Origin of the sequence: Spirosoma pollinicola, assembly GCF_002831565.1 — a bacterium.
Taxonomy (GTDB): domain Bacteria; phylum Bacteroidota; class Bacteroidia; order Cytophagales; family Spirosomataceae; genus Spirosoma; species Spirosoma pollinicola.
This window is the reverse complement of record NZ_CP025096.1, coordinates 206,343-230,396: the sequence shown is the minus strand read 5'-3', so window position 1 is coordinate 230,396 and position 24,054 is coordinate 206,343. Positions and strand designations below refer to the sequence as shown.

Sequence of the window (24,054 nt, the reverse complement as noted above, 5' to 3'; positions counted from 1 at the left end):
ACTTCATTAACTGAACAAACATAAACTAATTATATACCACAGGCACCTATTATGGCTCAGCCAGCATTTTTACTGAATAAAAACACGGGATTACCTCAATTTTGGCTGTATACCTTCATGGGAGGGCTATATACCATCATGGTTGGGTATCTGGTCAGTAAAATGGGTGCATCAGGTGCCATTTTAGCCGTACTGGCGCCAGTTGTTATAGCGTTGGTCGTCTTCGTACTGCTGGACCCACGGGTAGGCATGTTGCTCTATGTGCAGCTCAGTTTTACGGTCGGGTTCACGCGCTTTGTTCAGATCGATATTCCGGTTGGTTTGCTGATCGACGGGCTACTGGCTCTTACGCTGCTCAGTTTATTCGTAAATGGGCAACGAATGGAGTGGCGACGGCTGCGCAGCCTGACATTTGCCCTGATAACAATCTGGTTTGTATATACGGTTATCGAACTGATCAATCCCGAAGCACCTTACCGCCCGGCCTGGTTTTTCCATGTAAGAGCCTTTTCACTGCACTGGTTTCTGGTGGCCTGCATCATACTGGTCACGCCACTCAGCCGAAAAGACATCCGGTTTTTCGTTAATTCATGGCTTATCTGGTCATTACTGGCGGCTCTCTGGGCGTTCAAACAACAGTATCTGGGGCTGTCGCCCGCCGAAGTAGTCTGGCTCAATAGTGGCTTCAATGCCCGAACACACATGCTGTTCGGGCAACTTCGCTGCTTCTCGTTTTACTCGGATGCGGCTCAGTTCGGGGCCGAGATGGCGGGGGTAACGCTGGTGGCATTGATCCGGGTTTTCGAAGAGAAAAAGCTGGTAACCAAAGTCGTATATGCCTGCCTCACGCTGATCTACTTCTGGGGCTATGCTATTTCGGGAACACGCAGTGCCCTGTTTGTTCTGGTAGCCGGATTCGCCTTTTACCTGGTGCTGAAACGCGATTTGCTGAAACTGATGATTGGATCGGCGATGGCTGTACCGCTGCTTTTGCTGCTGATGTACACCAGCATTGGCAGTTCGAATTACCAGGTTCAGCGTATGCGGTCGGCCCTTACACCCATGAACGACCCTTCGTTCATACTCCGTCTTCAGAATCAGGAAAAGCTGAAGGGGTATCTGAAAGATCTCCCGTTTGGCGCAGGTATCGGGACATCGACCGACATGGGTGCGCGTTTTTCGCCCTGGCACTGGGCTGCCCAAACCCCGCCCGATAGCTGGTATGTTGAACTCTGGATCGAAACGGGCCGCGTGGGGGTCGCCCTGTATATACTGATGTTGATGGGATTTGCCGGGATCGGCGTATACCGGGTATGGCAGTTAAAAGACCCCTGGCTAATTAAAATTATGTACGGATTTCTGGCCGAATTTGTCGGGATTGCCCTCATGGGATATTCGAATCCGGTGCTGGGTCAATTTCCAACCAGTAGTGTGATTTTTATCAGTACCATGCTGGTTGCAACCTGCAACCGTTGGGACACCGCCCCATCAATTGACGGCTCCGTGACTGAAGAAACTGCCTCACTTAAGCTTGATCGTTATGAAGCAATTTGACAGCATCATTTGTATTACACAAACCCCCTGGACGGGCGATTTTCAGAAGGCCGTTGTGCAGCTCATGACTGAGTTGTCGGTTCGTAACCGGGTGTTGTTTGTCGATTATCTGTACACCGTTAAAGACCTGGCAACGGGGCGAAAGGAGTTGCCGGCTCGGGAAGCGATGCGGCTCAAAAACCCGTTGATGAAGGTGAAGACCGAACCCGGTGGCGAACTGTATGTCTGGACGCCACCGCTGATGTTGCCGATTAACTGGCTCTCTCAAAAATCGCACGATCGATTGCTTGGCTGGAATACGAACGTGCTGACCAGCAGTCTGAAAGGCATCATGAAGCGCCTGGATATGCGCAGGCCACTGGTAATTAATGCGTATAACCCAGTGGCTGGGTTGCCTTTGTTGGGTAAGCTGAATGAGTGTGGTACGATCTATTACTGTTTTGACGAAATCACGACGGCGGGCGAATGGATGAGCCGACACGGAAACCGGTACGAAGACGAATTCATCCGGCGCGTCGATGCCGTTATTACAACATCCGAAACCTTACAACAGGACAAGGTGAAGCTGCAACCTCAAACGTTCTGCGTCAAGAACGGAGTCAACTTCGATCTGTTTAACCAGGCCAGACAACTGGCTCAACAACACCCGCCCCAAAAACCAATCGTTGGTTACCTCGGCTCGGCTGATAATCGAATCGACATTGACCTCATGGAGTACTGCGCCCGTACAATGCCGGATGTTGACTTTCAATTTATTGGCGAAGTGTATGAGCCAGCCTTGACGAAGCGATTGAGTACCTATACCAATGTCAAATTTATTCCGCCCCGCCAACCCGCCGATTTACCCCCCTTACTGGCAAAACTGAGTGTGGGCATTATTCCATTTGTGTGCAACAAGCACACGTATACTATTTATCCGCTTAAAATAAACGAGTACCTGGCTGCCGGCTTGCCGGTTGTGGCAACGCCATTTTCCATTCTGGACGATTTTACCGGCATTATCGAGATAGCCCGTACTCCCCAGCTCTTTGCCGAGGCCCTGCAACGGGCGCTGGTCGATACGGATGCGCCACGCGTTCAGCAACGGGTCGATATGGCACAAGCCAACTCCTGGAAGCATCGGGCCAAAGAATTTGAATCAGTTATACAGAGCCTGCCCAAATTCTGGCGGCAGGAACAGACAGCTACATTACTAAATAGTCATTGAGGAAACGAGTACAGACATGATTTTATACCGCAAAAAATTCTACTTCAACGGGTGTAATAAAAACCGACTGAACCACCCATTCATACTGCGTCAATGGATATTGGGTCTGGTCATGTGGGCCATACTGGGCAGCGCTGTTTATGGGCAGGGTGGCGTTACGACACCAACAGTTGCGGCTAAACCACTGATAACAGCCGCCGATGGGTTACCCATCGATACCATGGCGTTCGATTTCAATCGGGAAATTTCAATCCAGTTAATCCCGTTCGACGAGCTCTATACGCTGGCGCTGGCTTACTCACCCCTGGTTAAATTTGAGGGGGCCGTGGCAAACTCACAGCTATCGGCATTGCATCTTTCCAAACTTCAGGTACTGCAAAATCTTACGGGCTTTGTTAATTACTCAACTGGTAATCAGGCTATAATATCGACCGGAACGGGTGCGTCGGATCAACTGGCACAAATTTCAAATGGCTACCGGGCCGGGGTAAACGTAGTTATCAGTATTCACGATCTATTCGCTCGTCCGCAGGAGATTCGGTTAGCTAGGTGGAACCACGAAGCGACAAAAGAACGGAAGCGGACAGCCGAAATTGGGCTAAAAAGAGACCTGTTCAATCTGTATCAGGACTTGATTTTATCGCAGCGGGTCTTGCAGATTCGCCTGCGCGACGATCAGGCATCGCTGGCAGCATTTCGGATTGCCGAGGTGGAGTTGCAGAAGGGGAAGATCACGCCCGAAACACACGCCTTCAACAGCAACCGCTATGCCGAAACCCGGTCAACGGTGGAACAGGCCAAGACCCAGTTTATTAAAAATATTTACGCCCTCGAATTAGTCGTAGGGGTTCCTATTCATCAACTGAAACGCAACTAGCCATATGACACTTCAATCACTTTGGCGGCTCCTGAAGCAGCATCTTATCTGGTTCATACTTTTCCCCTGCCTGGCTGCTGGAACAGTATATTACTTCATGCGCAATGAAGCGAAGGTTTACAAAACTAAAGCAACGCTGTATACAGGCTTTACGTCTGGTTACTCGCTGCGTTCGGCGCAGGAAGGTTTCCAAACAGATTACTCGGCCGTTAGTAATGCCTTCGACAATATCCTGACAACGCTCAACTCCAATCAGACGCTCTATTACGTAGGCTTGAACATGTTGAGTGAACACCTGCAACTCAGTAAACCAACGCCCTATCAACTCTCGGCTGCCAGTTTTCAGAACTTGCAAAAAACGATTCCTGCCAGTTTGTGGCAGTCGCTGGTTCGCCCGGGCGACCCGGCTTATACCCGCATTCGGCTCGACAGCCTGGCAAAAAGCCAGACCGATAATCCGATCCGGCAGCTACTGCTTGGTTCCGATTCATATTATTCGGCAGACTATATCGGTAAGAAGCTGAAAGCCAACCGCCGAAGCGGGAGTGACATGCTGGATCTGGAATACGAAGCCGATGATCCGGCCATCGCACAGCAAACACTGAATATAGCCGTGACCGAACTTAACGAACGATACACAGCCCTGAAACGGGGGGAGGCCAACCCAGTTGTAAAGTATTACGAAGGTAAAGCAAAGGATGCGAAGCGCCTGCTGGACAATGCCGAAGCGAAACTTCGGGGATTTAACGTGCAGCATAATGTACTCAACTTTGAAGATGAGCTGAAAACCCGTTCGGCTACCCGCGAGGCTCTGGTTGCTGAATATAACAACGAAGTAATGCGGAACCAGGGGGCTAAAGCCTCTATGAATGCCTTGAGTCAGCGCATGACGCAGGGGGGGAGTCTGCTCAAGATCAATACCGCCCTAACCGACAAACAGGCCGAACTGACGGCTGCCGAAGGACAACTGATCAATGCCCGCACCAATGGGCAACCCCAGGCTGTACTGGATAAATACCAGGCTAAAATCAATCAGGCATCGGAAGAATTAAAGGTGATTGCCCAGAATTATTTTGCCGCCGACAATTCGTCGGAGTCCGTACCGAAGCAGAAACTGGTCAATGAATGGCTGGGTAAGGTGCTGGAGTTCGAAGAGTCCGGTGCCAGACTGGGACCGATCAAGAAACGACTGGACGATTATCAGGCCGAATCGAAAACGTTCTCTCCACTTGAGTCTGAGCAGCGCCAACTGACCCGCGATTTGGACGTTGCCGAAAAAGAATACCTCACGCTGGTTCAGTCGCTGAATCAGGCAACTACGCACCGGCAGGACATTACCGTTGATGGTTCGCTGTCGGTGCTCGACCCACCTGCCTTTCCGCTATCGGCACAGGCACCCAAGCGTATGCTATTCAGTGTTATCGCTGCGGGAGCCGGGCTTGTTATTGCCCTGTTGCTGGCCGCTATCCGTTTCTGGGCCGACAAGCGAATCAACTCACTCGAACAGGCCGAACAGTGGATTGGTCGCTCAGTAATGGCCGTATTTCCACTGGTTAAAAAATTCGCCGTCAACTCGCGGGCCAGTCGGGCCGCCGTGGGTATGTTCGAACAACTGGGGAATGCCATCAATATCGACATCGAAAATCAGCGCGTACCCGTGCACCCCGCGCTCATCACGCTGTTCAGTATGCGGTCGAAGCAGGGGAAAACATGGATTGCACATGGCCTCGCCCGCATGTATGCGGAGTCGGGCGATCAGGTAGCCTATTTCTATCCCCGCCTGACAGATAGCGATAAACGCTTTGAGCAGGAAGGAATTATGTTCGTGCCTTACGAACTACATCCTACGTTCATGAACGCGCGGGATTTGACGGATTTGTTGACGCGTAACGAGCTGTTCGAAACGAGCACATTTACTAAAATCATTCTTGAATTGCCCGCCCTGGTTGGTAGTCCAATTCCGTTGCACCTGATAAACCAGAGTGCCGTGTCGATTATGGCCCTGAGCGTTCACACGATCTGGGGACGTCGGGACAAGCAATTATTTGGCTTGTATGCAAAAGCTGCCAAACACCCTATCCTGATTGCCCTCAACAAAGTGGAAGGTGAAGATACCGACGCGCCAACACTGGGTGATATCGAACAGGGAATGGTTCGAACCAAACGCTTTGCCGAACCTAACACAGTGATTGCTAGCACACCCGTGGCCGAAACTGCCCTTGATCAACAAGCTAAATGAACCATAAAAAACAGGCGCTGAGTGGTGGTAAGTGGATGAGTATGTCCACAGCGATTTCCACACTGTTTCAGTTTGGCCAGGTCGCCGTATTGGCCCGGCTACTGGAGCCGTCGGTTTTTGGGATCGTCAGCGTGAGTACGTTGATGATTGCCTTCTTCAGCATTTTTGCGAATCTGGGGTTTTCAAACTCCATTATTTACAAACAGGAAGAAGATCGGCAGGTATTGTCTACCATTTACCTACTCAATCTGGCGCTGGGTTTGATCATCGGCATTGTCGTTTTTTTTAGCTGGCCGCTGGTCGTGGGGTATTACAAAGAACCCCGCCTGGAACAGGTTATCAAACTGTCGTCGCTGTATTTTATCATCGTTTATTTCGGGCAGATTTACCTGTTTCTACTTCAGAAAGAGCTTCGATTTAAGTCTGTCGCCAGCATAGACATTACCGGAACCGTGGTTGGCAGTATCATTACGGTAGCGCTGGCCTATAATGGCTATGCAGAATTATCGCTGATTATTGGACAGTTGGCCCAGCAGGCCATCAAGTCACTGCTGCAGGTCGTCTATGGGGCCAGCCTGTTTTCGCCGGTACTGAAATTCGACCTGAGCCTGATCAAAGATCACCTTCGATTCGGTCTTTACAACGTGGGCGACGGTATAGTTGGCTTCATTCAGGCCAACTCAGACAACATCCTGGTTGGCGGGATGCTGGGTGTAAAACAACTTGGTTATTATACATTGGCATCGCAACTGGCTGTTTTCCCGATTTCGAGGCTGAGTCCAATCGTGTTGCAGGTAGCTTATCCTATTCTGGCGCGATTCAAGGGCGATACCAACGAGTTGAAAAAGTCGTACCTGACCATTCTGGATTTGCTCAGTTACGTGAATTTGCCGCTATTGGCGGGCTTGTTCATTACGGCAGATAGTGTGGTGCCGCTGTTCTACGGGCCGGGTTGGGAGCCGACTATTCTACTGATCCGGATCTTCGTTTTCGTCAGCCTGTTTACCTTCCTGAGCAATCCGCTTTTCACGCTCGCCTTCTCAAAAGGACAGCCGAAGTTGCTGTTTTTCCTAAACGTGATTACGCTGTTCATCAAAATACCGCTGGTTTATTTCTTTGCTCAGCAGTGGGGCGTGATAGGCATTGCGTCCGCTTTTCTGGTGGCAACAATGGCCAACCTCCTCATTAATTTCCGAATAGTGTACTCACTCATTGGGTCATTTTTGGGGGAGTTTTCCCAGAATATCGTCAAGCCAATCGTATTCTGCCTGGTTATGGTCGGGGCAATTTCGCTCTATAAATCCTATGCCGATTCCATCAATGTGATCAATATCAGTGTGGAAGTTGCTATGGGCGCACTTATTTATATCGGGCTAACATTTCGCTATAAATACTCTCTCAATGAACTAAAAACCCTTGGAAAGGCTACTTGATAGTGTACGACCTTGTTTATTTCGTCTATGCAAAAGTTAATTTTGAAATCCCTGTATGTGCTTGCACGAGTTAAATACCCAGATCTGCCATCGGATCTGGGCTATTTTGTGCGTGATAATTATTACTGTAAGCTGGTTCAGGGGCGTTATGTGTTTCAGGATTACCTGTTGAAGAAAAAGTATAAGGTCATTAGTTACCACGGCGAGTTTGATCAGGAACTCCGCTATGTGATTCCATTTGCGTACTGGCATTACCTGAATGGCACGCTGGATAAAACGATCTCGGCCAAAGACACAAAAGAGTTCTATTTTTTCAGTTCAAATCACGAGGAACGGTTTGATAAGCGCGTCTGGCTGGAATCCTACAGCCACTACAACGTGCCTAATATGACGCACAGTAACACCTATAGCTTTCGTAAGTGGGCGCGGGTGCCTTATAAGGATCATTTCAAAAATGACCTGTTTGTCTTCGATAAGCCACTGCTGGTCATCGCCAACAAATACAACATTGAGTGGGATCAGGACCCAATCAACTTTCTGGACATCCCTACGCTCGACCAGATCATCAAGACATACGAATCTGATTATCAGATCGTCTATAATCGACCCTTACCCAGCCAGATTGTGCAGGACAATAGCGAAACGCTGGTGCTGGACGAACATGCATGGCTTCGGAAAAATCACCCTCAGGTGGTGTTGATGGATGATCTATATAGGCAGCATCATCCATCGGTTGTCAACAATTACAATCACCTGCAGCTGATGGTATACGCCAACTGCAACCATTTTATTTCCATGCACGGCGGCACAGCGGCACTGGCGAGCTGTTTTGGCGGTACAAATATTATCCTGTCCAATCCAAACTGGGGAAAAGAGCATCCGTTCAATGAATACGAAAACTTATTCCCTAACCTGTCGGGAGCTAAAATTTTACATGCTCGTACCAGAGAAGAAGTACTGACTCATTTAAAGATGAATTATTGAAGGATAGTAAACCTTAATAACCCTTTAGAGGTCGGAATGACAAAAAAATACCCTAAATTTTTGTTTACAATATTTTATTTTCACTTATATAGTGTATTTTTATACGTCAAAGGAATTTATTATAGTTAATAGATAGTCTATAAAGATAAAATTAAATAATTAAGGCAGGAGGGTAGTTTCAGGGATGTGTCAAACGTGCCAGTACCTGCCTGCTAGTAATTTTTTACTATGGTTATCGGCAGAATTACCAGTGGCTTAGGAAATCAGCTTTTTCAGTACGCTGCTGCCCGGCATCTCGCGCTGAAAAATAAAACAGCCTTGTACCTGGACTTGAGTTATTATCTCTATGAGTACTCAACAGATACGGTGAGGCCTTTTAAGTTAGGACAGTTTGCTGTTCCCTACAAACTGCTCCAGAAGTCGCCAATGGAGTACGTTTCCAAAGCCACAAAACTCCTGCCAAACCGGAGTTTGCCGCCCATTTTTCTGTTTTTGAAAGAGAAACAGTTCCACTTCGACAACAGTGTTATTCAGGCACGGGCCAACTGCATTACGCTGGAAGGTTTCTGGCAATCGGAAGCCTATTTTCGGGATAGTGCCGATACGATCAGGCGCGAACTGACGCTGAACAGCATACCCAGTCCCGAATTCGAACAGTACCAGCAACTCATTGCCAATACGCCAACGCCCGTGTCTATTCATATCCGGCGGGGCGATTATGTCAACCATCCGGAATTCAGCAAGACGTTTGGTTTCGTAGGTATAGATTACTACAAACAGGCCCTCCAGGAACTGAATGCCCGACATGAAAATGCTCGTCTGTTTGTTTTCAGCGACGATCATGAGTGGGTTCATCAAAACCTGGCCCTGCCCGACGATACGGTTTTTGTGCAGAATACAGGCCCTAATGCCGATGTTGCCGATATGATGCTGATGAGCCACTGTCGTCACCACATCATCGCGAACAGCTCCTTTAGCTGGTGGGGTGCCTGGCTCAATCCAAACCCCGCTAAACTGGTCATTTCGCCCCGGCAGTGGTACAAACAACAACCAACCTGGAACACCAAAGATTTGCTGCCAGCCACTTGGCTAGCTCTTTAACCTGATTCTATGACCCACTTGTACGACCGTTGTGTATAATGACTAAAGTATTTATCGATCACCAGAAATTCAGTACGCAGCGGTATGGGGGTATCAGCCGGTACTTTGCCAATATTATTCAGGGCATCAAGCGTACCGACAATGTTAGCTATCAGTTGGGCGTAATACATGCCCAGAATCATTACATCCAGAACGAACCGTTGCCCGTAAAAGGCCATTTGAGCGATCTGGTCCTGAACCGTAATGACCGCTACGATTACCGGCTGAATGAGCTGTATTGTAAACGATTGCTTGGTAAGGCCGATTTTGACGTGTTCCATCCCACGTATTACGATCCGTATTATTTCCAGCAGTTAAAGAAACCGCTGGTCATTACGATTCATGACATGACTTATGAGCGTCTGCCCGAATATTTCTGGGCGCAGGACCCGCTCACCCGCCAAAAACGGGAGAATATCCTTCGGGCCGACTCGATCATCACGATCTCGAAAACGACCCGGAACGATCTGCTCAGCTTTTTCGATGTCGACCCCAAAAAAGTATCGATTATCTATCATGGAATAGACCTCGATAGTCCGTTGGTAACGGAGCCGGTCGCCAATTTGCCTGAGCAGTATGTGCTGTTTGTGGGAGATCGGAGCGGCTACAAAAATTTCTACCTGTTCCTGAATGCCGTAAGCAAACTAACGGCCCGTTTTCCGGACTTGCACGTGATCCTCGCGGGTGGAGGAAAGCTGGAGGTGGCCGATATGGAGTTTATTCAGCGACTAAAGTTATCCGATCGGGTACGGCACATTGGCGCTACAGATGGACAGCTTACCTACCTCTATCAGCAGGCTCAGTTATTTGCTTATCCTTCACTGTATGAAGGCTTTGGATTGCCTATTCTGGAAGCGTTCAAAGCAAAATGTCCGATCCTGCTAAGTGATACCGACTGTTTTCGCGAAGTAGCCGCCGATGCAGCCGTGTATTTCAACCCGACCAGCCTTGACGATCTGGTCGAGACGCTGGCTGATACGCTGACGAACACAGCCCTGAAAGCCCAACTTGTGGAGAAAGGAACGCAACGACTCAAGGATTTCTCGCTCCGAAAGTCCATTGATCAGACCCTGGAGGTGTATAAATCGTTAGCCTAATTAGCTGTTGCCATGAGATTCAGAGCGGTTGATACATTTAGGGGCATGGCTGCCATACTGGTTATTCTGTTTCACCTACAACATCTTGACCTGCTGTCGGGCAGTGCTTTTATTGCGAAGAGCGACATCTTTGTCGACTTCTTTTTTGTGCTGTCGGGCTTTGTCATGACCCACAGCAATTTCACTAAAATCACAAATCTGGCCAGCATCAAACCCTTTGTCGTCAAGCGATTCAAACGACTGTATCCACTCCATTTGGTTACGCTCCTGCTGGTGTTGCTTTTCGAACTGTTTCGGTATGGAGTAAATCGGTTTGTCGTTCCGTTAAGCAATCCTGTGTTTGCCGAGGATAAGAATCTGCCATCATTTATTGCCAATCTAACACTAACACAATCGCTTAACCTGTTTCATGGGGTTACCTGGAATGGCCCTAGCTGGAGCATTAGCGTTGAGTTCTATACCTACATTGTCTGGGCCTTTTGTTTGGTGCTGTTTCGCAAAAACGTCGCCCTCCTGTGCAGCATCAGTTTTGCCTTGCTGGCCTGGTTTATCGTGCAACACAACGGCAGCATTATTTATAATTATGATTATGGATTCGTTCGCTGCCTGTATAGTTTCCTGATCGGGATGCTGGCTTATCGACTTGGTCATCAGTTGCCGGATACTCTCAATCGCAATGCCTATTCACTTGTCGAAGTATTGCTGCTTGGCTTTACTATACTGGCTGTGAGCTCGTTTACCCACGCCGAAAGCTGGTTGATGCCACTGCTGTTTGCGTTGGTTATCGTTGTGTTTTCCCGCGAAAAGGGGGCTGTTTCCAACCTGTTGGCCGCTGATCGTTTCGCTTTTCTGGGCAAATTATCCTATTCCTACTACTTGAATCACACGGTTGTGCTGGCGGTGATGGATCTGCTTTTTTTTAAACTGGTCAAGCTCCCTCATTCACCTGCGGGTGAGTTCTTTTTTGTGCTGAGCTGCCTTGTCTGCATCCATCTGCTGTCTGTCTTCACCTATCGTCATGTTGAATTAATTCTTCAATCTGTTCCACCCAGTCGAACCAGCAAACCGGTTGCCGAAATGGCGCCTATGTAGGGTCGATCTAACCGTTATATCCGATGAATATTCGTAAAGCGCCTAGTTGGCTCGATCAATTTAACTTCCCCTACGAATCGTTTGAGCAGATTCCTCAGCCTGTTTTTGATGCCATCAATCAGGATCTTGACAACCTTCAACATCCCGAACCCCTTGTTAGTATTGTCATTCCGGGCTGGAACGAAGAGGTGAACATCCTCCGAAGTATTGCATCGCTGGCTAAATCGAAAACGACTTACCCGGTCGAAATTCTGATTGTCAATAACAACTCGACGGATCAGATGCAAAAAACGCTGGATAAACTTCATGTTCGTAGTGTATTTCAGCCCATCCAGGGGTGGGGCCCCGCCCGGCAAATGGGGCTGGAAGGAGCTAAAGGAAAATATCTGCTGACGGCCGATGCCGATGGAGTATATCCAAAGGACTGGATCAATGAAATGATGGCTGTGCTACAGCAGCCGGGCGTTATTTGTGTCTACGGCCGCTACTCCTTCATTCCTTCGAAGGGTTTTCCCCGCTGGAAATTAACGCTGCATGAAGCGTTGAAAGACACGATCTCCGAAATCCGCCATCTCAAACGTCCACACCTCAATGCATATGGTATTAGTGTTGGATACATTCGGGAATATGGCCTGAAAATAGGGTATGTGATGCATAAAGTGCGGGGTGAGGATGGTCGGATGTGCTTCGACCTGATGAAATACGGAACGGTAAAGCAAGTAAAATCGACTAAAGCCCGTGTCTGGACCGGCACCAGAACGCTGGAAAAAGATGGTAGTTTTTCACGAACGCTCTTCCTGAAAATAGGTATCGAACTCAAGCGATTGACCAGCATGTTTGTGCCGCAGCCTCCTCATGATACAAAAACGTCAGTGAATGAGTAAGACGGTGACGTTCGTTATCCTGCTGTTGCTGGTGATAAAGACAAGCGTCGTGTGCCGGGCACAGTGCAGCCAGGGCGCTATCATTTGCGAAACGTTTGGTAGTGGGCCGCGTGGTCTGCTGCCGCAGGGGATAACTAATTTCACTTACCGGGCCAGAGCCTGCCCCGATGATGGCGAATACACGCTACTGGATACAGTATCCGGCGACTGTCATGGTCAGGCCTGGCATCCTATTCTGGAAGATCACACGCCCAACGATGTGCGGGGCAACATGTTCGTTGTTAACGCGTCATATCAACCCAGTGAGTTTTATAGCCAGAAGGTAGCTGGCTTATGCCCTGGCGTCATATACGAGTTTTCGTTGTGGGCACTGAATCTGAACCGTATTCTGACTGCCGGTGCCTGTGATGAATACATCCTGCGCAACCCAATTATTGCCATGCGGATTGAACAGCCCGATGGTACATTAATTAAAGAGATAATTCAGCCTGCCATTACCCGAACCGCAACACCCATCTGGGTTTCGTTGTCCATGCAATTCTCGATACCCACGAGTAGCAACGACATTGTGGTAAAATTGGTCAACAAAGGGCTTGGCGGATGCGGCAACGATTTGGTTATCGACGATATAGGCTTTCGGCCCGTTCATCCCGGTTTATCCATTCAGTTCTCGAACTCGCCGGATGCTGAAACAACGGTTTGCGCCGATACCCGTCTATCCCTGACGGTAGGGACCGCTACCGGGTATATCAGTCCTGCTTACCTGTGGCAGCAAAGTCAGGATAACGTAACCTGGACGGCCATACCCAATGCAACTCTTTCTACTTACGCCATTAACCCCGTTCGACCGGGCAGAACGTATTATCGGCTTCGAAACACCCAGTCCATCAATGCTTCGGCCGTAGGTCGGGCGCAGTGTTCTGCCGAATCAAATGTGCTGGTGGTTAACGGGCTTCCCGATTCGCCATTTAGCCTCGGTCCGGATCAGGTGCTTTGTGAGGGTACAACACAAGCGATACCGGCACCGACATCTTTGCCAGCCGGAACTACATTCGTCTGGTCTGACCAAAGTAAAAGTCAGAATCTAACGGTCTCGTTGGCGGGTACTTACTGGCTGGAAACAAATTTCAACGGCTGTACATACCGGGATAGTGTCATTGTCGAATCCCAAAACTGTCGACTCGATGATATTTATGTCCCCGATGCATTCACGCCCAACAACGATACCCACAACGACCAGTTGGTTGTTTTCCATGCAGGTGCGTTTTTAACCTATTCCTTCCGGGTATTTGACCGGTGGGGAAACCTTATTTTTGTAAGTCGTCAAATAGATGTAAGCTGGGATGGCACCTTTCTGAACCGACCATGCTCCGACGGTATTTATGCCTGGACGGCTGATTACAGTGTGCTGAATCCGTTGAACCAGACGCATCATTTTGTCCGAAGCGGACGGGTGATGCTGGTGCGGTGAAGATATCATTTCTTGAACGCCAGCGCCTTGATGGGTTGAATCCGGTTGATGATAACCGTAGATAGCCAGAGTACCAGCCCAATCATCACGACTGTTGCCGCATTTAGAGCTAGAATCGTCTGCCAGTCCCAGGCAATAGGAACGTAGCTGATGAAATAATTTTTGGGGTCCAGCGGAATCAATTTATAGCGTTCCTGGACAAAGCATATGCCCAATCCCACCGTATTACCAATAAGCAACCCCCAGCCAACCATATTCAGCCCGACAAAGACGAACATGCGTCGGATGAGCGAATTCGCACCGCCAAGGGCTTTGAGCAAACCAATCATGGGCGTTCGTTCCATCATGAGTACCAGCAGTACGGACACCATGTTGAAGGAAGCGACAAATGTAATCAGGGTCAGCAAAATGACCATGTTCCGGTCGAGCAGGAGCATCCAGTCGAAGAGGGGTCGGTACTGGTCCGTTACGCGGGTCAGGCGCATGTAGGGCGTCATAGCCTCAAATACATTATCGGCAGCGGATTTCAGCTGATCGAAATTATTGACATATATTTCGTAAGTACCTACCGAATCGGGCCCCCAGCGATTTAATTTCTGGACAAGTCGAATGTCGCCGAGAGCAATTGTTTTGTCAACCTCTTCGAGGCCGGTTTCGTAAATGCCAACCACCGTCATTTTGCGGGCGCGTGGCTGATTTCCCAGAAAATAGAGCGGTATCGCATCGCCAACGCCTACTTTCAACTGAGTCGCCATCAACTTACTGATCAGCAATTGTGTTGAGCCAGATCCTGTATCGGCACCAACAGTAGGCACCTCACCGGCAACCAGCGATCCCCTGAACAGATTCCAGTCATAGTCACGACCTACACCTTTCAGGATTACCCCGGTCAATTCCTCCGGCGTTTTTAAAATACCTGCTTTCAGCGCAACGGCCTGAATATGGCGCACACCCGGAATCCGGGTACTGTCGCGGTAAAGAGATGTGTTAAGCGGAAGAGCCGTTTCTTCGTACGACGCATTGTTTGTGAACTTGCTGACCTGCAAGTGCGCTCCGAACAAAAAGATCTTCTGCTCAATGGTCCTCTTGTAGCCGAATAAAACGGCAAATGCCACAATGAGAATCGCTAGTCCAAGCGCTATACTGGCAACACCTACGCGTGTGACGGTGGCAGAAAAACTGCCCTCCGGTGCATGACGAACTTTGCGAGCTAAAAAAACAGGAACGTTCAAGATGAGTCAGTAAGTTGATAAGTGAGTAAGTTGATAAGTGAGTAAGTTGTAAGTGGCTACCACATGGATATTACGTTCGCCGACTTACAACTTACTGACTTACTCACTTAAATTCTTTTCCTTTGTAAAAGTAAGGATTTTGAGTGATGCACTTCCCGCTTATCCGGCAGACTTTGCTCAGAACGCTGTTTTTATTGAATTTCGTCTGTTTGTCTTGTCCATCTTAATGGAACCATCTCAAAAGGGCATATGTCGATGTTACAATGTGTGTGCAAAAAGTTTACTTAAAACTCAATATATTTGTACTGGTTTTCATGTACTGTATTGTACTTTTCCGTAACACTGTGAAGTTCGTATTAACTTTTTTGTTCATATTTTTTCTTTGCCCTTTCTACGGATTAGGGCAAAGCTCAGTTGTGTTTGAGCAGTGGCCTGCAAGATTACAACTTTACCCGCGTGACCAGACAAGCAATTGTACCGTATCAATTGCCGGTCGTGTGTCGACAGGTGATGTAACGACCCTCTCCTTGGTTGTGCTTCGAAATCAGCAGCGATACAAATATGCCCGTACAAATACAGATTCCTTAACAGGTCGTTTTGCTTTCAAACCTATTATTAAAGCTGAGTTGAGTCAGTATAGTTTTCAGGTATTTGCGCATCGGACAATAACTCATGATTCGATTCAGGTCGCCTTTCGCGATAGTATCGTTTGTGGCGATGTGTTCCTGATCATGGGCCAGTCGAATGCTGTCGGGCGGTTTGACAGCAACCCGTTTCGAAGTGAATTCTGCCGTACGTTTGGTGTCAATAAAGGGGATGTTGGCTATAATCCAGCTGATACCGCCTGGTGTCTGACAAACACCAGCGAAGGGGTAAATACTTTATGGGGCGTTGAATTACAGCGCTATATAAAAGAGAAACAGGGCATTCCGACCGCCATCATCAATGGCGCCGTTGGCTCAACGGATATCACCAGTCATGCCAAACGGGATGCCAATCAGCCAGCCTCTATGAACAGCCTGTATGGGCGTCTCTATTACAGAGCCAGTAAAGCGGGTGTAGCCAGCCAGGTTAAAGCCATGATCTGGCGACAGGGTGAGGCCGAAGCCGCTAATGACCCGGATGTTTACATACGCGTATTTCCCCGGCTGTATAGTTACTGGAAAAAAGACTATCCGGGACTGAAAAAGGTGTATCATTCCCAGTTGAATATTCTGGCAGAGAATGTAGTGCGAGCAGGCGCTTTACGTGATTTTCAACGACGATCAAACGCCACGTTTGGCGATAACGAGCCAATTGCCACAGTAGGTTTACCCGGTTATCAGGGGTTACATTATAATGAAGCAGGCTATCGGCAATATGGCCTGGAATTATACCGACTCATTGCCCGTGATTTTTATGCCTCTGCCGATACCAGCAACATTCGCTCACCGAACGTACAACGTCTTTATTACAGCACGCCCGAACAGGACGAAATTACACTTGAATTCGACACCGGTCAGGAAGTGCATTGGCCTGCCGATACAATCATTACAAATCCAGCTACGGGACGGAAATACACGCAAAGTTTATCCAGTTTCGTCTTCACGGACTACCCAACGGGCGAGAACGTTACAATCAAGTCTGTAACCGAACAGGAAAATCGCCTTGTCCTGAAACTGACAAAACCGAGTACGGCTAAGCACTTTACTTATTTGCCGTCATCGTATAAGGATATTGAGGTAGGGTATTATGCTGGGCCTGTTATTCGTAATCGCCGGGGAATGAGGGCACTGACATTCTATCAAGTGCCAATAGCCGCACCGTTGGCGCCTGCAACCAGCTTGCAGGCTGTTCCGGTCGATACAAGCGCTATTAAACTTACCTGGGCCGCCAAGTCAGATAGTGTTAAACAGTGGGCCATCGAGCGGGCAGATAGCGCCGGTACATTTAATTCGCTGGCCCTACTGCCGGGTAATTCGACCACCTACCTTGACCTTCGCAATGCTAATGGCCCTGATTCTCTTATAATTGGAAAGCTATATAAATACCGTGTGCAGGCTATCGGGCGACTGGCTGAGTCGGGTTATTCACCAGTTGCAAGTGTATCTTTCCAATTGCCCGTGATTCCGAAGGTAGGGCCTGAACTGGAATTGGATTATACCGGTTCGTTAGCTAATTCGAGTGTGCTGGTTTATCCAAATCCTGCAAGTAATCAGGTTCGTGTCAGATTGCCACTGGACTGGTCGGGTGGTGCTGTGTTGCTCACCTTGACCAACGAAGCAGGAAACATTGCCCTGCAGCGAAACAATCAGGTATCGGCAGGAACGCCCTTTCTGTCTTTTTCTGTAGCATCATTACCCGTCGGAACCTATGTGCTAACCATGCAGTATACAACGGGTGGTGTGCGGTGTCGGCTGGTGGTTACTCATTAACGATTCAGACTTAAGGTAACATGGGTAGGGCATTTTCACAAAAAATGCCCTAACTTTGCATTTTAGAGACCAATTCATGGCCACCGAACAGATTTTGATTCTGGATTTTGGTTCGCAGTACACTCAACTCATTGCCCGCCGGGTGCGCGAACTGAACGTTTACTGCGAAATCCATCCCTATAATCAACTCCCAACCATTACGCCCGATGTGAAGGGCATCATTCTCTCTGGCAGTCCATCGTCTGTACGCGACATCGATTCGCCCGAGGTTCACTTAGCCGCTTTCCGGCATAAGCTGCCTATTCTGGGCGTTTGTTATGGTGCGCAGTTGCTGGCTCATACCAGCGGGGGCGAGGTGAAAGCATCGGCCATCCGCGAATATGGACGTGCTAAACTGGGTACTGTCGATAGCGAAAACCCGCTTATGAAGGGAATCGACCAACACTCACAGGTTTGGATGTCGCATGCCGATACCATCACCAGTGTTCCCGATAACTTTACCATCATTGCCTCAACCGACACGGTTCGGGTGGCAGCGTTTCAGGTAAACAATGAGCCCACTTATGGGATTCAGTTTCATCCCGAAGTAACGCACTCACTGCAAGGCAAAACATTGCTCCATAACTTCGTTGTCGATATTTGCGGCTGTTCGCAGAACTGGACGGCTGAGTCATTTGCCGAAACGACAGTAGCTCGCCTGAAGGAACAAATTGGAAACGATAAAGTCGTGCTGGGCTTGTCGGGTGGAGTCGATTCATCGGTTGCCGCCGTACTGATTCATCAGGCAATCGGCAAAAACCTCTACTGCATTTTTGTTGACAATGGGGTGCTTCGGAAAGACGAATTTTCGGGCGTTCTGGAGTCATACAAAACGCTGGGCCTGAATGTAAAAGGAGTTGATTCGAAAGAGCAATTCTATACGGCGCTTGCCGGATTGACCGATCCTGAAGCCAAACGAAAAGCAATTGGACGGACCTTTATCGAGGTATTTGATCACGAAGCTCATTTAATAGAAGGCGTATCGTGGTTAGGGCAGGGGACTATTTACCCGGATGTTATTGAATCCGTTTCGGTAAAAGGGCCTTCGGCAACGATAAAATCGCACCACAATGTGGGCGGCCTTCCCGACTTCATGAAACTGAAAGTTGTAGAGCCGCTAAATACCCTGTTTAAAGATGAAGTACGGGCTGTCGGTCGTACGCTGGGCTTGCCAGAGGCAATTCTGGGCCGCCATCCGTTTCCCGGCCCTGGCCTGGCCATTCGGATACTGGGCGATGTAACCCTCGAAAAAGTCGAGATTCTGCAACAGGTCGATGCCTTGTTTATCGACGGGCTAAAGCGCGAAGGTTTGTATGATAAAGTGTGGCAGGCGGGTGCTATGCTGCTGCCTGTGCAGTCGGTTGGCGTTATGGGCGATGAGCGCACCTATGAACGTGTTGTTGCCTTACGGGCTGTTACAAGTATAGATGGTATGACCGCCGACTGGGCACACTTACCTTACGAATTCCTGGCCGATATATCGAACGAAATTATTAACCGGGTAAAAGGGGTTAACCGCGTTGTATACGACATTTCGTCGAAACCACCCGCCACAATTGAGTGGGAGTAGAGTCACTAAACTGGTTAATAAAATGCCCGATACAGGAAACTGTATCGGGCATTTTTATGCGGTATGTTGTATGACAATCAAGTAACGTGTATTGTGGAAAAATTTCGAGGTATTTCGTTAATAATCAGGAGATTATTTAATGAGTTTTTGTCATCCCGACGCCAGGAGGGATCTTCGGCCGATACTAAGCTTTTCGGGTTTACCGAAGATCCCTCCTGGCGTCGGGATGACAAAAACTGGCCTTTTTATATCAGCTAAGTTTCATTCTTTGTGAAATGTAGTTACGACGAAATGACGATGGTGGGTTCCATAATGATTGATTTTTTGAAAGTAGGAACCATACCCATTCATGATATATACCGGCGTAACTCGACTCAGTTAAATAATAAGGGAGCAAATTCGACTAGATTATGTCGCCACGTAATAAATGTATGACCTGCATCGTAGGAATTTGTTTGGTATTTTATCCCGTATTTATCTAAAAGGGCATTAACGGCCACGCCATTTTTGTAGGCAATGTCAGATTCTCCACCCATAGCAATCCAAAATAGTTTCAACCGATTGATTTCAGGATTACGTAGTTGAGCAGCAAACTTTTCCTCCAGCATTTTCTGCTGCGGAGGAAAATAGCCCGTACTTAACGGCAATACATACCCAAACTTCTCCGGACTAAACAAAGCAATGTTCAGCGCCTGAAGCCCACCCATTGACAGCCCGGCAAAGGCCGTATGGTTTCGATCACTCTGTACACGGTACCGTGTGCTGACCAGGGGCATGATTTCGTCAAATAATTGCTTATAGTAGGGGTCTTCATCAATACCAGGGTTCATGTAAAAGCCACTTCCCGGATGTCCCATCGGCATAACTACTACCATTGGTTTGGCTTTATGTTGTGCATATAAATTATCCATAATGAAGTTTGCCCGGCCTGCCGTTGACCAGGATGCATCATTATCGCCACCTCCATGCTGTAAATATAATACGGGTAACGAAGCCTTCATTTTTTCGTATCCTGGGGGCGTGTACACGTGAAAACGACTGGTTTTACCCGTCACTTTGGAAAAGAAATAAACCTGTTCAAGTGTACCATGAGGTACATCCTTAATGGCACAATAGTCCATCTCCGAACCCGGCATGGCAAACAAATTGGAGTAGCCATTCTCGCCTTCCTTTAATTGGGTGTTTTTAGGATCGATTGTCTTTACCCCATCCACCACAAAATCATAACTGTACAGATCCGGCCGAATAGGTTCTGTGGTGTATGTCCATACGCCAGATTCTGCTTTGACCAGATTTTTAGGGCCATAGCTCTTACTGAAATCCCCAGACACCGTTACGGTAGTTGCTTTAGGTGCATAGAGGTTAAAAACCAGTTGATTGGCCGACGATACATGGACAGATTTTAGTGTGTCATTCGGTGTAGGTGCGGGCCGGGCAGGCTGCGCCAAGGCAGATAAGGCTCCCCAAAACAACGGGCACATAAAGAGCATCTTTTTCATTTTATACGGTCTGGTTTTCGAAATTCACGTAAATCCACTCTTCAGTCAAACTAATTTGGCTGGTCCATCCTCTGGCATATTAGGAGCCATGTTTCTCGTTTGATTACGCCAAATCACGTCAATTTCATGGTGACAGGGTCCCAATGCACAATCTGTTTGCTCAAAAAACTAGCGTTGCAGGATAGCGCAGGGGCGGCTGCCCGCAATCCGAACGTCGCGTCCTCAACGACAGGCTTGTTCATCCGAATTGCATCAAAGAAATTGGTAAAGTGGTCCAGATGGTCACTGTAGCCGTCTGGGGCCTTAAAGACAATATCCGCTTTGCTTGGCCTTTTTCGCTGGTCGACAGTCCATTTGGCATCATACTCCTGTTGCATTTGATCCTGCATACTTTTTGAGAACGTGAACACCGAATCATAGCCGCCAAAGCCGGGCGCTTCAGGCATTAAACTATGCTTAACCGTAATGTTATTGCCAATCACATCAATGACGCCTTCCGAACCAACCAGCCGGATCACCTCCTGTCCACCCGTACCACTGATAAAATTTACCTGTAGGGTCAGCTGAAAAGCCGAGTGTTCCGGACTATCGGGGTACTGCATCACGCCCGACATGACATCCGGCAGATTCCGACCATCTTTCCAATAGCTGAACTGACCTGTACTATAAATACTTTTTGGGCCTTTAGAATTGGTTATAAAGTGGGTGCCGCTCAGCAAGTGGATAAACAGGTCGCCTGCTACGCCAGTGCCCACTTCTTTAAAGGCCCGCCACCAGAAAAACTTCTTGGCATCAAACGGCATTTTGGCCGTCACGCCAATAAATCGCTCCCAGTCGGTTGTCATCGCATCGGCGTCTTTTGGAATCGTATATTCCCAGGCGCCAATCGAGCTTTGCCGATCATAAACGGCATTCACCATGTTGAGTTTACCAATTTCACCAGCCGCCAGCAATTCTTTTGCTTTGGCATACCCGATGCTGCTCACCCGCTGGCTGCCCACCTGAAACACCTTACCCGCTTTTTTTGCGGCTGCTATCACCGGATAACCCTGGCTGATCCTGTAGACCATTGGTTTTTCGCAGTACACGTGCTTGCCTTTGGCCAATGCATCCAGGGCGATACGCGCGTGCCAGACATCGTGGGTAGCAATGATCACCGCGTCGATATCTTTCCGGTCTAAAAGTTCTTTGTAGTTACGGGTAGTATATAACTCATTGCCAAATTTCTCTTTAGCGTTTTCCAGCCTGCCCGTGTATAAATCGCAAATGCCGGCCAATTCGACACCCGGCACTTTGAGGGCAGTAGCCAGGTCAAAATGACCTTGAACACCATACCCAATGACCCCTAATCGGATGGTGTCATTGGCCGAGACCGGTCTTTCATACTGCAGGATGCGTACTTCTGCTTTTTCCTGAGCGGCCAGCGAGGACAACGGAGCGGACGCAGCTACTAAACTGGTGGCACCAATTTGCTGTAAAAACTTCCTTCTAGAGGCTGAACTGTCTTTTTTCATTAAAATAAAGGGTAAGAATAACGATTAGTTGACAAGGTAACTGACAAAGGCAATTTTTTGACTGTCAGGGCTCCAGGAAGGCACGTTGATTGTGCCCTGACCGCCAAAGAAGACAGGAGTGATGTCTTTAATTGCTTTCGTTTTGAGGTTCATCAGACGGAGTTTGACCTGTTTCCCAAATAAATGAGCTTGTTTTTCGTCGGATGTATAAGCAATATACACAATCCAGTTGTTGTCGGGCGAAGGGTGAGCGAACCAGTTCGAATGCTCATCGAAGGTTAATTGTTCCGGTTGAGATCCGTCCGCCAGCATCCGCCAGATTTGCATGTGTCCCGTGCGGTAGGAGTTGAAATAGATATATTTCCCATCGGGCGAATAATCGGGGCCGTCGTCGAGTCCCTCTGTAGTGGTCAGCCGTTTTTCGGTGCCTCCGTTAATACCTATTGTGTAGATATCGTAATTGCCATTGCGTTCGGCACAATAGGCCACTGTCTTACTATCCGGAGTCCAGCCATGCCAGTAGGAGGGAACTTCGGGGGTGAGTAGCTTGGGCTGCCCACCAGCGATAGGCACCAGAAAAATGGCTGATTTATATGATTTTGTCGAAGGGTTGGTTTTGTCGTTATGACTGACGACCAACCATTTTTTGTCGGGCGAAATACCGTGGTCGTTATTGCATTGGTTGGCAGAACCCGTGTTGAGCTCGGTTACTTTTTTAGACGCCAAATCCAAGGTGTAGATTTTGCCTTTGCTGTTGAGAATTAGGTAGTTGTCAGGGTGCCAGTTAGGTGCTTCAAAATGGGTACGGGTGCTAAAGACAGTATCAATCCTGCCGGTTTTGATGTCGAGCGTTTGAATATAACTCGTGGTATCGCGCTTGCTTTGTGCCACAGAATACAACGAGTACAACAAAAACAGGACGACCAGGCCAAGCCATCTGAAACCGGGCAGCGAAGAACGGATTGCACGATAGTTTTTCATAAAAATTGATTTGGGTAATCGATTAAAGGCATTTAACTAGACGTTTTGGAAACTATTTGTGCTATCGAGTCTTATCGGGGCTGGCGTTTCGGAATCTGACTTGCAAACAGGTCATTTTATACGCAAGCCCTGATACGTAAATGGATAATAAGTAATCGATAATTGGTAGAGAAAAATAGAGGCTATAAAACGCACTCGCCCGTTCCTGGTTAAATCAGAAACGGGCAAGTGCGTAAATACTACTTACTGTTTTTCGGAAAAAGAACCGGATTAGTTCAGTTTCAATGCGTCCTCAATGTTGTTTACACCCGACTTCGCTGCGTCGGCAGTGTTATCAACTGCATCGTTATAACTCGACTTAGCGCGGTCTTTATTATAGGCCGACTGTGCTTCATTTTTATATTGATCGAACTTATTTTCGGCCTTATCGGCATATTGATTAGCCTTTGCTTCAGCATTACCGACCAGCTTATCAACCTGCGCTTTTACCTGTGATACGCCTTCTTCCCACTGGCTCTGTAAATCATTCGCGCTTTTTGTGAGTTTGTCGCGGGTTTCTTTACCACTACGGGGTGCTGTTAGATAACCAATCGCCAAACCTGCCAGTATTCCTCTTATAAAGCTCATAATCGTGTTTGTTTAAATCTCGTTTTTGGGTTTACCCATATTGTCTAAAAACTGTGCCATAGGTACATTCGTGCGAATAATCCATTGGTTATTAGTGGATTGACTAGCTTAGATTATTTTTTCGTACACTTTTCTTTCGTTCTGGTGAGTAGATTATTCCACAGCTTAGGGGTTTCTAATGGGCAAAACAAAGGGCCGCT

18 protein-coding genes are annotated in these 24,054 nt (G+C 48.1%); 13 read left to right on the top strand and 5 right to left on the bottom strand.

Annotated elements, in window-relative coordinates; genetic code table 11:
• Positions 1-51: 51 nt before the first annotated feature.
• The 11 genes from CWM47_RS00965 (at position 52) to CWM47_RS00915 (ending at position 13,978) form a co-directional block, all read left to right on the top strand.
• Complete coding sequence (locus CWM47_RS00965; protein WP_100985937.1) at positions 52-1,554, top strand: O-antigen ligase family protein; 1,503 nt, start codon at positions 52-54, stop codon at positions 1,552-1,554.
• Positions 1,541-2,761, top strand: coding sequence for a glycosyltransferase (locus CWM47_RS00960; protein WP_100985936.1), 1,221 nt, complete (start codon positions 1,541-1,543; stop codon positions 2,759-2,761). The genes CWM47_RS00965 and CWM47_RS00960 overlap by 14 nt, the downstream gene beginning before the upstream one ends.
• 16 nt (positions 2,762-2,777) lie before the next feature.
• Complete coding sequence (locus CWM47_RS00955) at positions 2,778-3,638, top strand: TolC family protein (protein ID WP_240625664.1); 861 nt, start codon at positions 2,778-2,780, stop codon at positions 3,636-3,638.
• Positions 3,639-3,642: 4 nt separating this feature from the next.
• On the top strand, positions 3,643-5,877 hold the full coding sequence (locus CWM47_RS00950; RefSeq protein ID WP_206170590.1) for a GumC family protein: 2,235 nt from the start codon (positions 3,643-3,645) through the stop codon (positions 5,875-5,877).
• Positions 5,874-7,310 (top strand): MOP flippase family protein, encoded by a 1,437-nt coding sequence (locus CWM47_RS00945; RefSeq protein WP_100985935.1) that lies wholly within the window; start codon positions 5,874-5,876, stop codon positions 7,308-7,310. Before CWM47_RS00950 ends, CWM47_RS00945 begins: the two co-directional genes overlap by 4 nt.
• Before the next feature lie 27 nt (positions 7,311-7,337).
• Positions 7,338-8,294 carry a hypothetical protein gene (locus CWM47_RS00940; RefSeq protein WP_100985934.1) on the top strand — a complete coding sequence of 319 codons (957 nt, stop codon included), beginning with the start codon at positions 7,338-7,340 and terminating at the stop codon, positions 8,292-8,294.
• Positions 8,295-8,522: 228 nt separating this feature from the next.
• Complete coding sequence (locus CWM47_RS00935) at positions 8,523-9,395, top strand: alpha-1,2-fucosyltransferase (protein WP_100985933.1); 873 nt, start codon at positions 8,523-8,525, stop codon at positions 9,393-9,395.
• A gap of 38 nt (positions 9,396-9,433) precedes the next feature.
• Positions 9,434-10,531, top strand: coding sequence for a glycosyltransferase family 4 protein (locus CWM47_RS00930; RefSeq protein ID WP_100985932.1), 1,098 nt, complete (start codon positions 9,434-9,436; stop codon positions 10,529-10,531).
• Positions 10,532-10,543: 12 nt separating this feature from the next.
• Positions 10,544-11,623 (top strand): acyltransferase family protein, encoded by a 1,080-nt coding sequence (locus tag CWM47_RS00925; RefSeq protein WP_100985931.1) that lies wholly within the window; start codon positions 10,544-10,546, stop codon positions 11,621-11,623.
• 23 nt (positions 11,624-11,646) lie between these two features.
• Positions 11,647-12,507, top strand: coding sequence for a glycosyltransferase family 2 protein (locus CWM47_RS00920; RefSeq protein ID WP_100985930.1), 861 nt, complete (start codon positions 11,647-11,649; stop codon positions 12,505-12,507).
• Positions 12,500-13,978, top strand: a complete 1,479-nt coding sequence (locus tag CWM47_RS00915) for a T9SS type B sorting domain-containing protein (RefSeq protein WP_100985929.1) — start codon at positions 12,500-12,502, stop codon at positions 13,976-13,978. Before CWM47_RS00920 ends, CWM47_RS00915 begins: the two co-directional genes overlap by 8 nt.
• Positions 13,979-13,983: 5 nt before the next feature.
• Here the strand turns inward: CWM47_RS00915 and CWM47_RS00910 are convergent, their stop codons facing one another.
• The gene (locus CWM47_RS00910) at positions 13,984-15,210 is read right to left on the bottom strand and encodes an ABC transporter permease (RefSeq protein ID WP_100985928.1); all 1,227 of its coding nucleotides are present in this window, start codon (positions 15,208-15,210) and stop codon (positions 13,984-13,986) included.
• A 344-nt stretch (positions 15,211-15,554) separates the two neighbouring features.
• Between CWM47_RS00910 and CWM47_RS00905 the strand changes: the two genes are divergently transcribed.
• Positions 15,555-17,624 carry a sialate O-acetylesterase gene (locus CWM47_RS00905; RefSeq protein WP_240625663.1) on the top strand — a complete coding sequence of 690 codons (2,070 nt, stop codon included), beginning with the start codon at positions 15,555-15,557 and terminating at the stop codon, positions 17,622-17,624.
• Positions 17,625-17,700: 76 nt separating this feature from the next.
• Positions 17,701-19,233: a glutamine-hydrolyzing GMP synthase gene (gene guaA / locus CWM47_RS00900; RefSeq protein ID WP_100985927.1), complete on the top strand. Its 1,533-nt coding sequence runs from the start codon at positions 17,701-17,703 to the stop codon at positions 19,231-19,233.
• A gap of 374 nt (positions 19,234-19,607) precedes the next feature.
• On the opposite strand, the gene CWM47_RS00895 is transcribed toward guaA, so the two are convergent.
• The 4 genes from CWM47_RS00895 to CWM47_RS00880 all read right to left on the bottom strand — a co-directional run bounded on the left by CWM47_RS00895 (position 19,608) and on the right by CWM47_RS00880 (position 23,854).
• On the bottom strand, positions 19,608-20,732 hold the full coding sequence (locus CWM47_RS00895; protein ID WP_100985926.1) for an esterase: 1,125 nt from the start codon (positions 20,730-20,732) through the stop codon (positions 19,608-19,610).
• A gap of 113 nt (positions 20,733-20,845) precedes the next feature.
• A complete protein-coding gene (locus tag CWM47_RS00890) occupies positions 20,846-22,246 on the bottom strand; it encodes a Gfo/Idh/MocA family protein (RefSeq protein ID WP_100985925.1) in 1,401 nt (466 codons plus the stop codon).
• Between the two features lie 24 nt (positions 22,247-22,270).
• The gene (locus tag CWM47_RS00885; RefSeq protein ID WP_100985924.1) at positions 22,271-23,227 is read right to left on the bottom strand and encodes a TolB family protein; all 957 of its coding nucleotides are present in this window, start codon (positions 23,225-23,227) and stop codon (positions 22,271-22,273) included.
• A gap of 270 nt (positions 23,228-23,497) precedes the next feature.
• A complete protein-coding gene (locus tag CWM47_RS00880; protein ID WP_100985923.1) occupies positions 23,498-23,854 on the bottom strand; it encodes a YtxH domain-containing protein in 357 nt (118 codons plus the stop codon).
• Between the last annotated feature and the right edge of the window lie 200 nt (positions 23,855-24,054).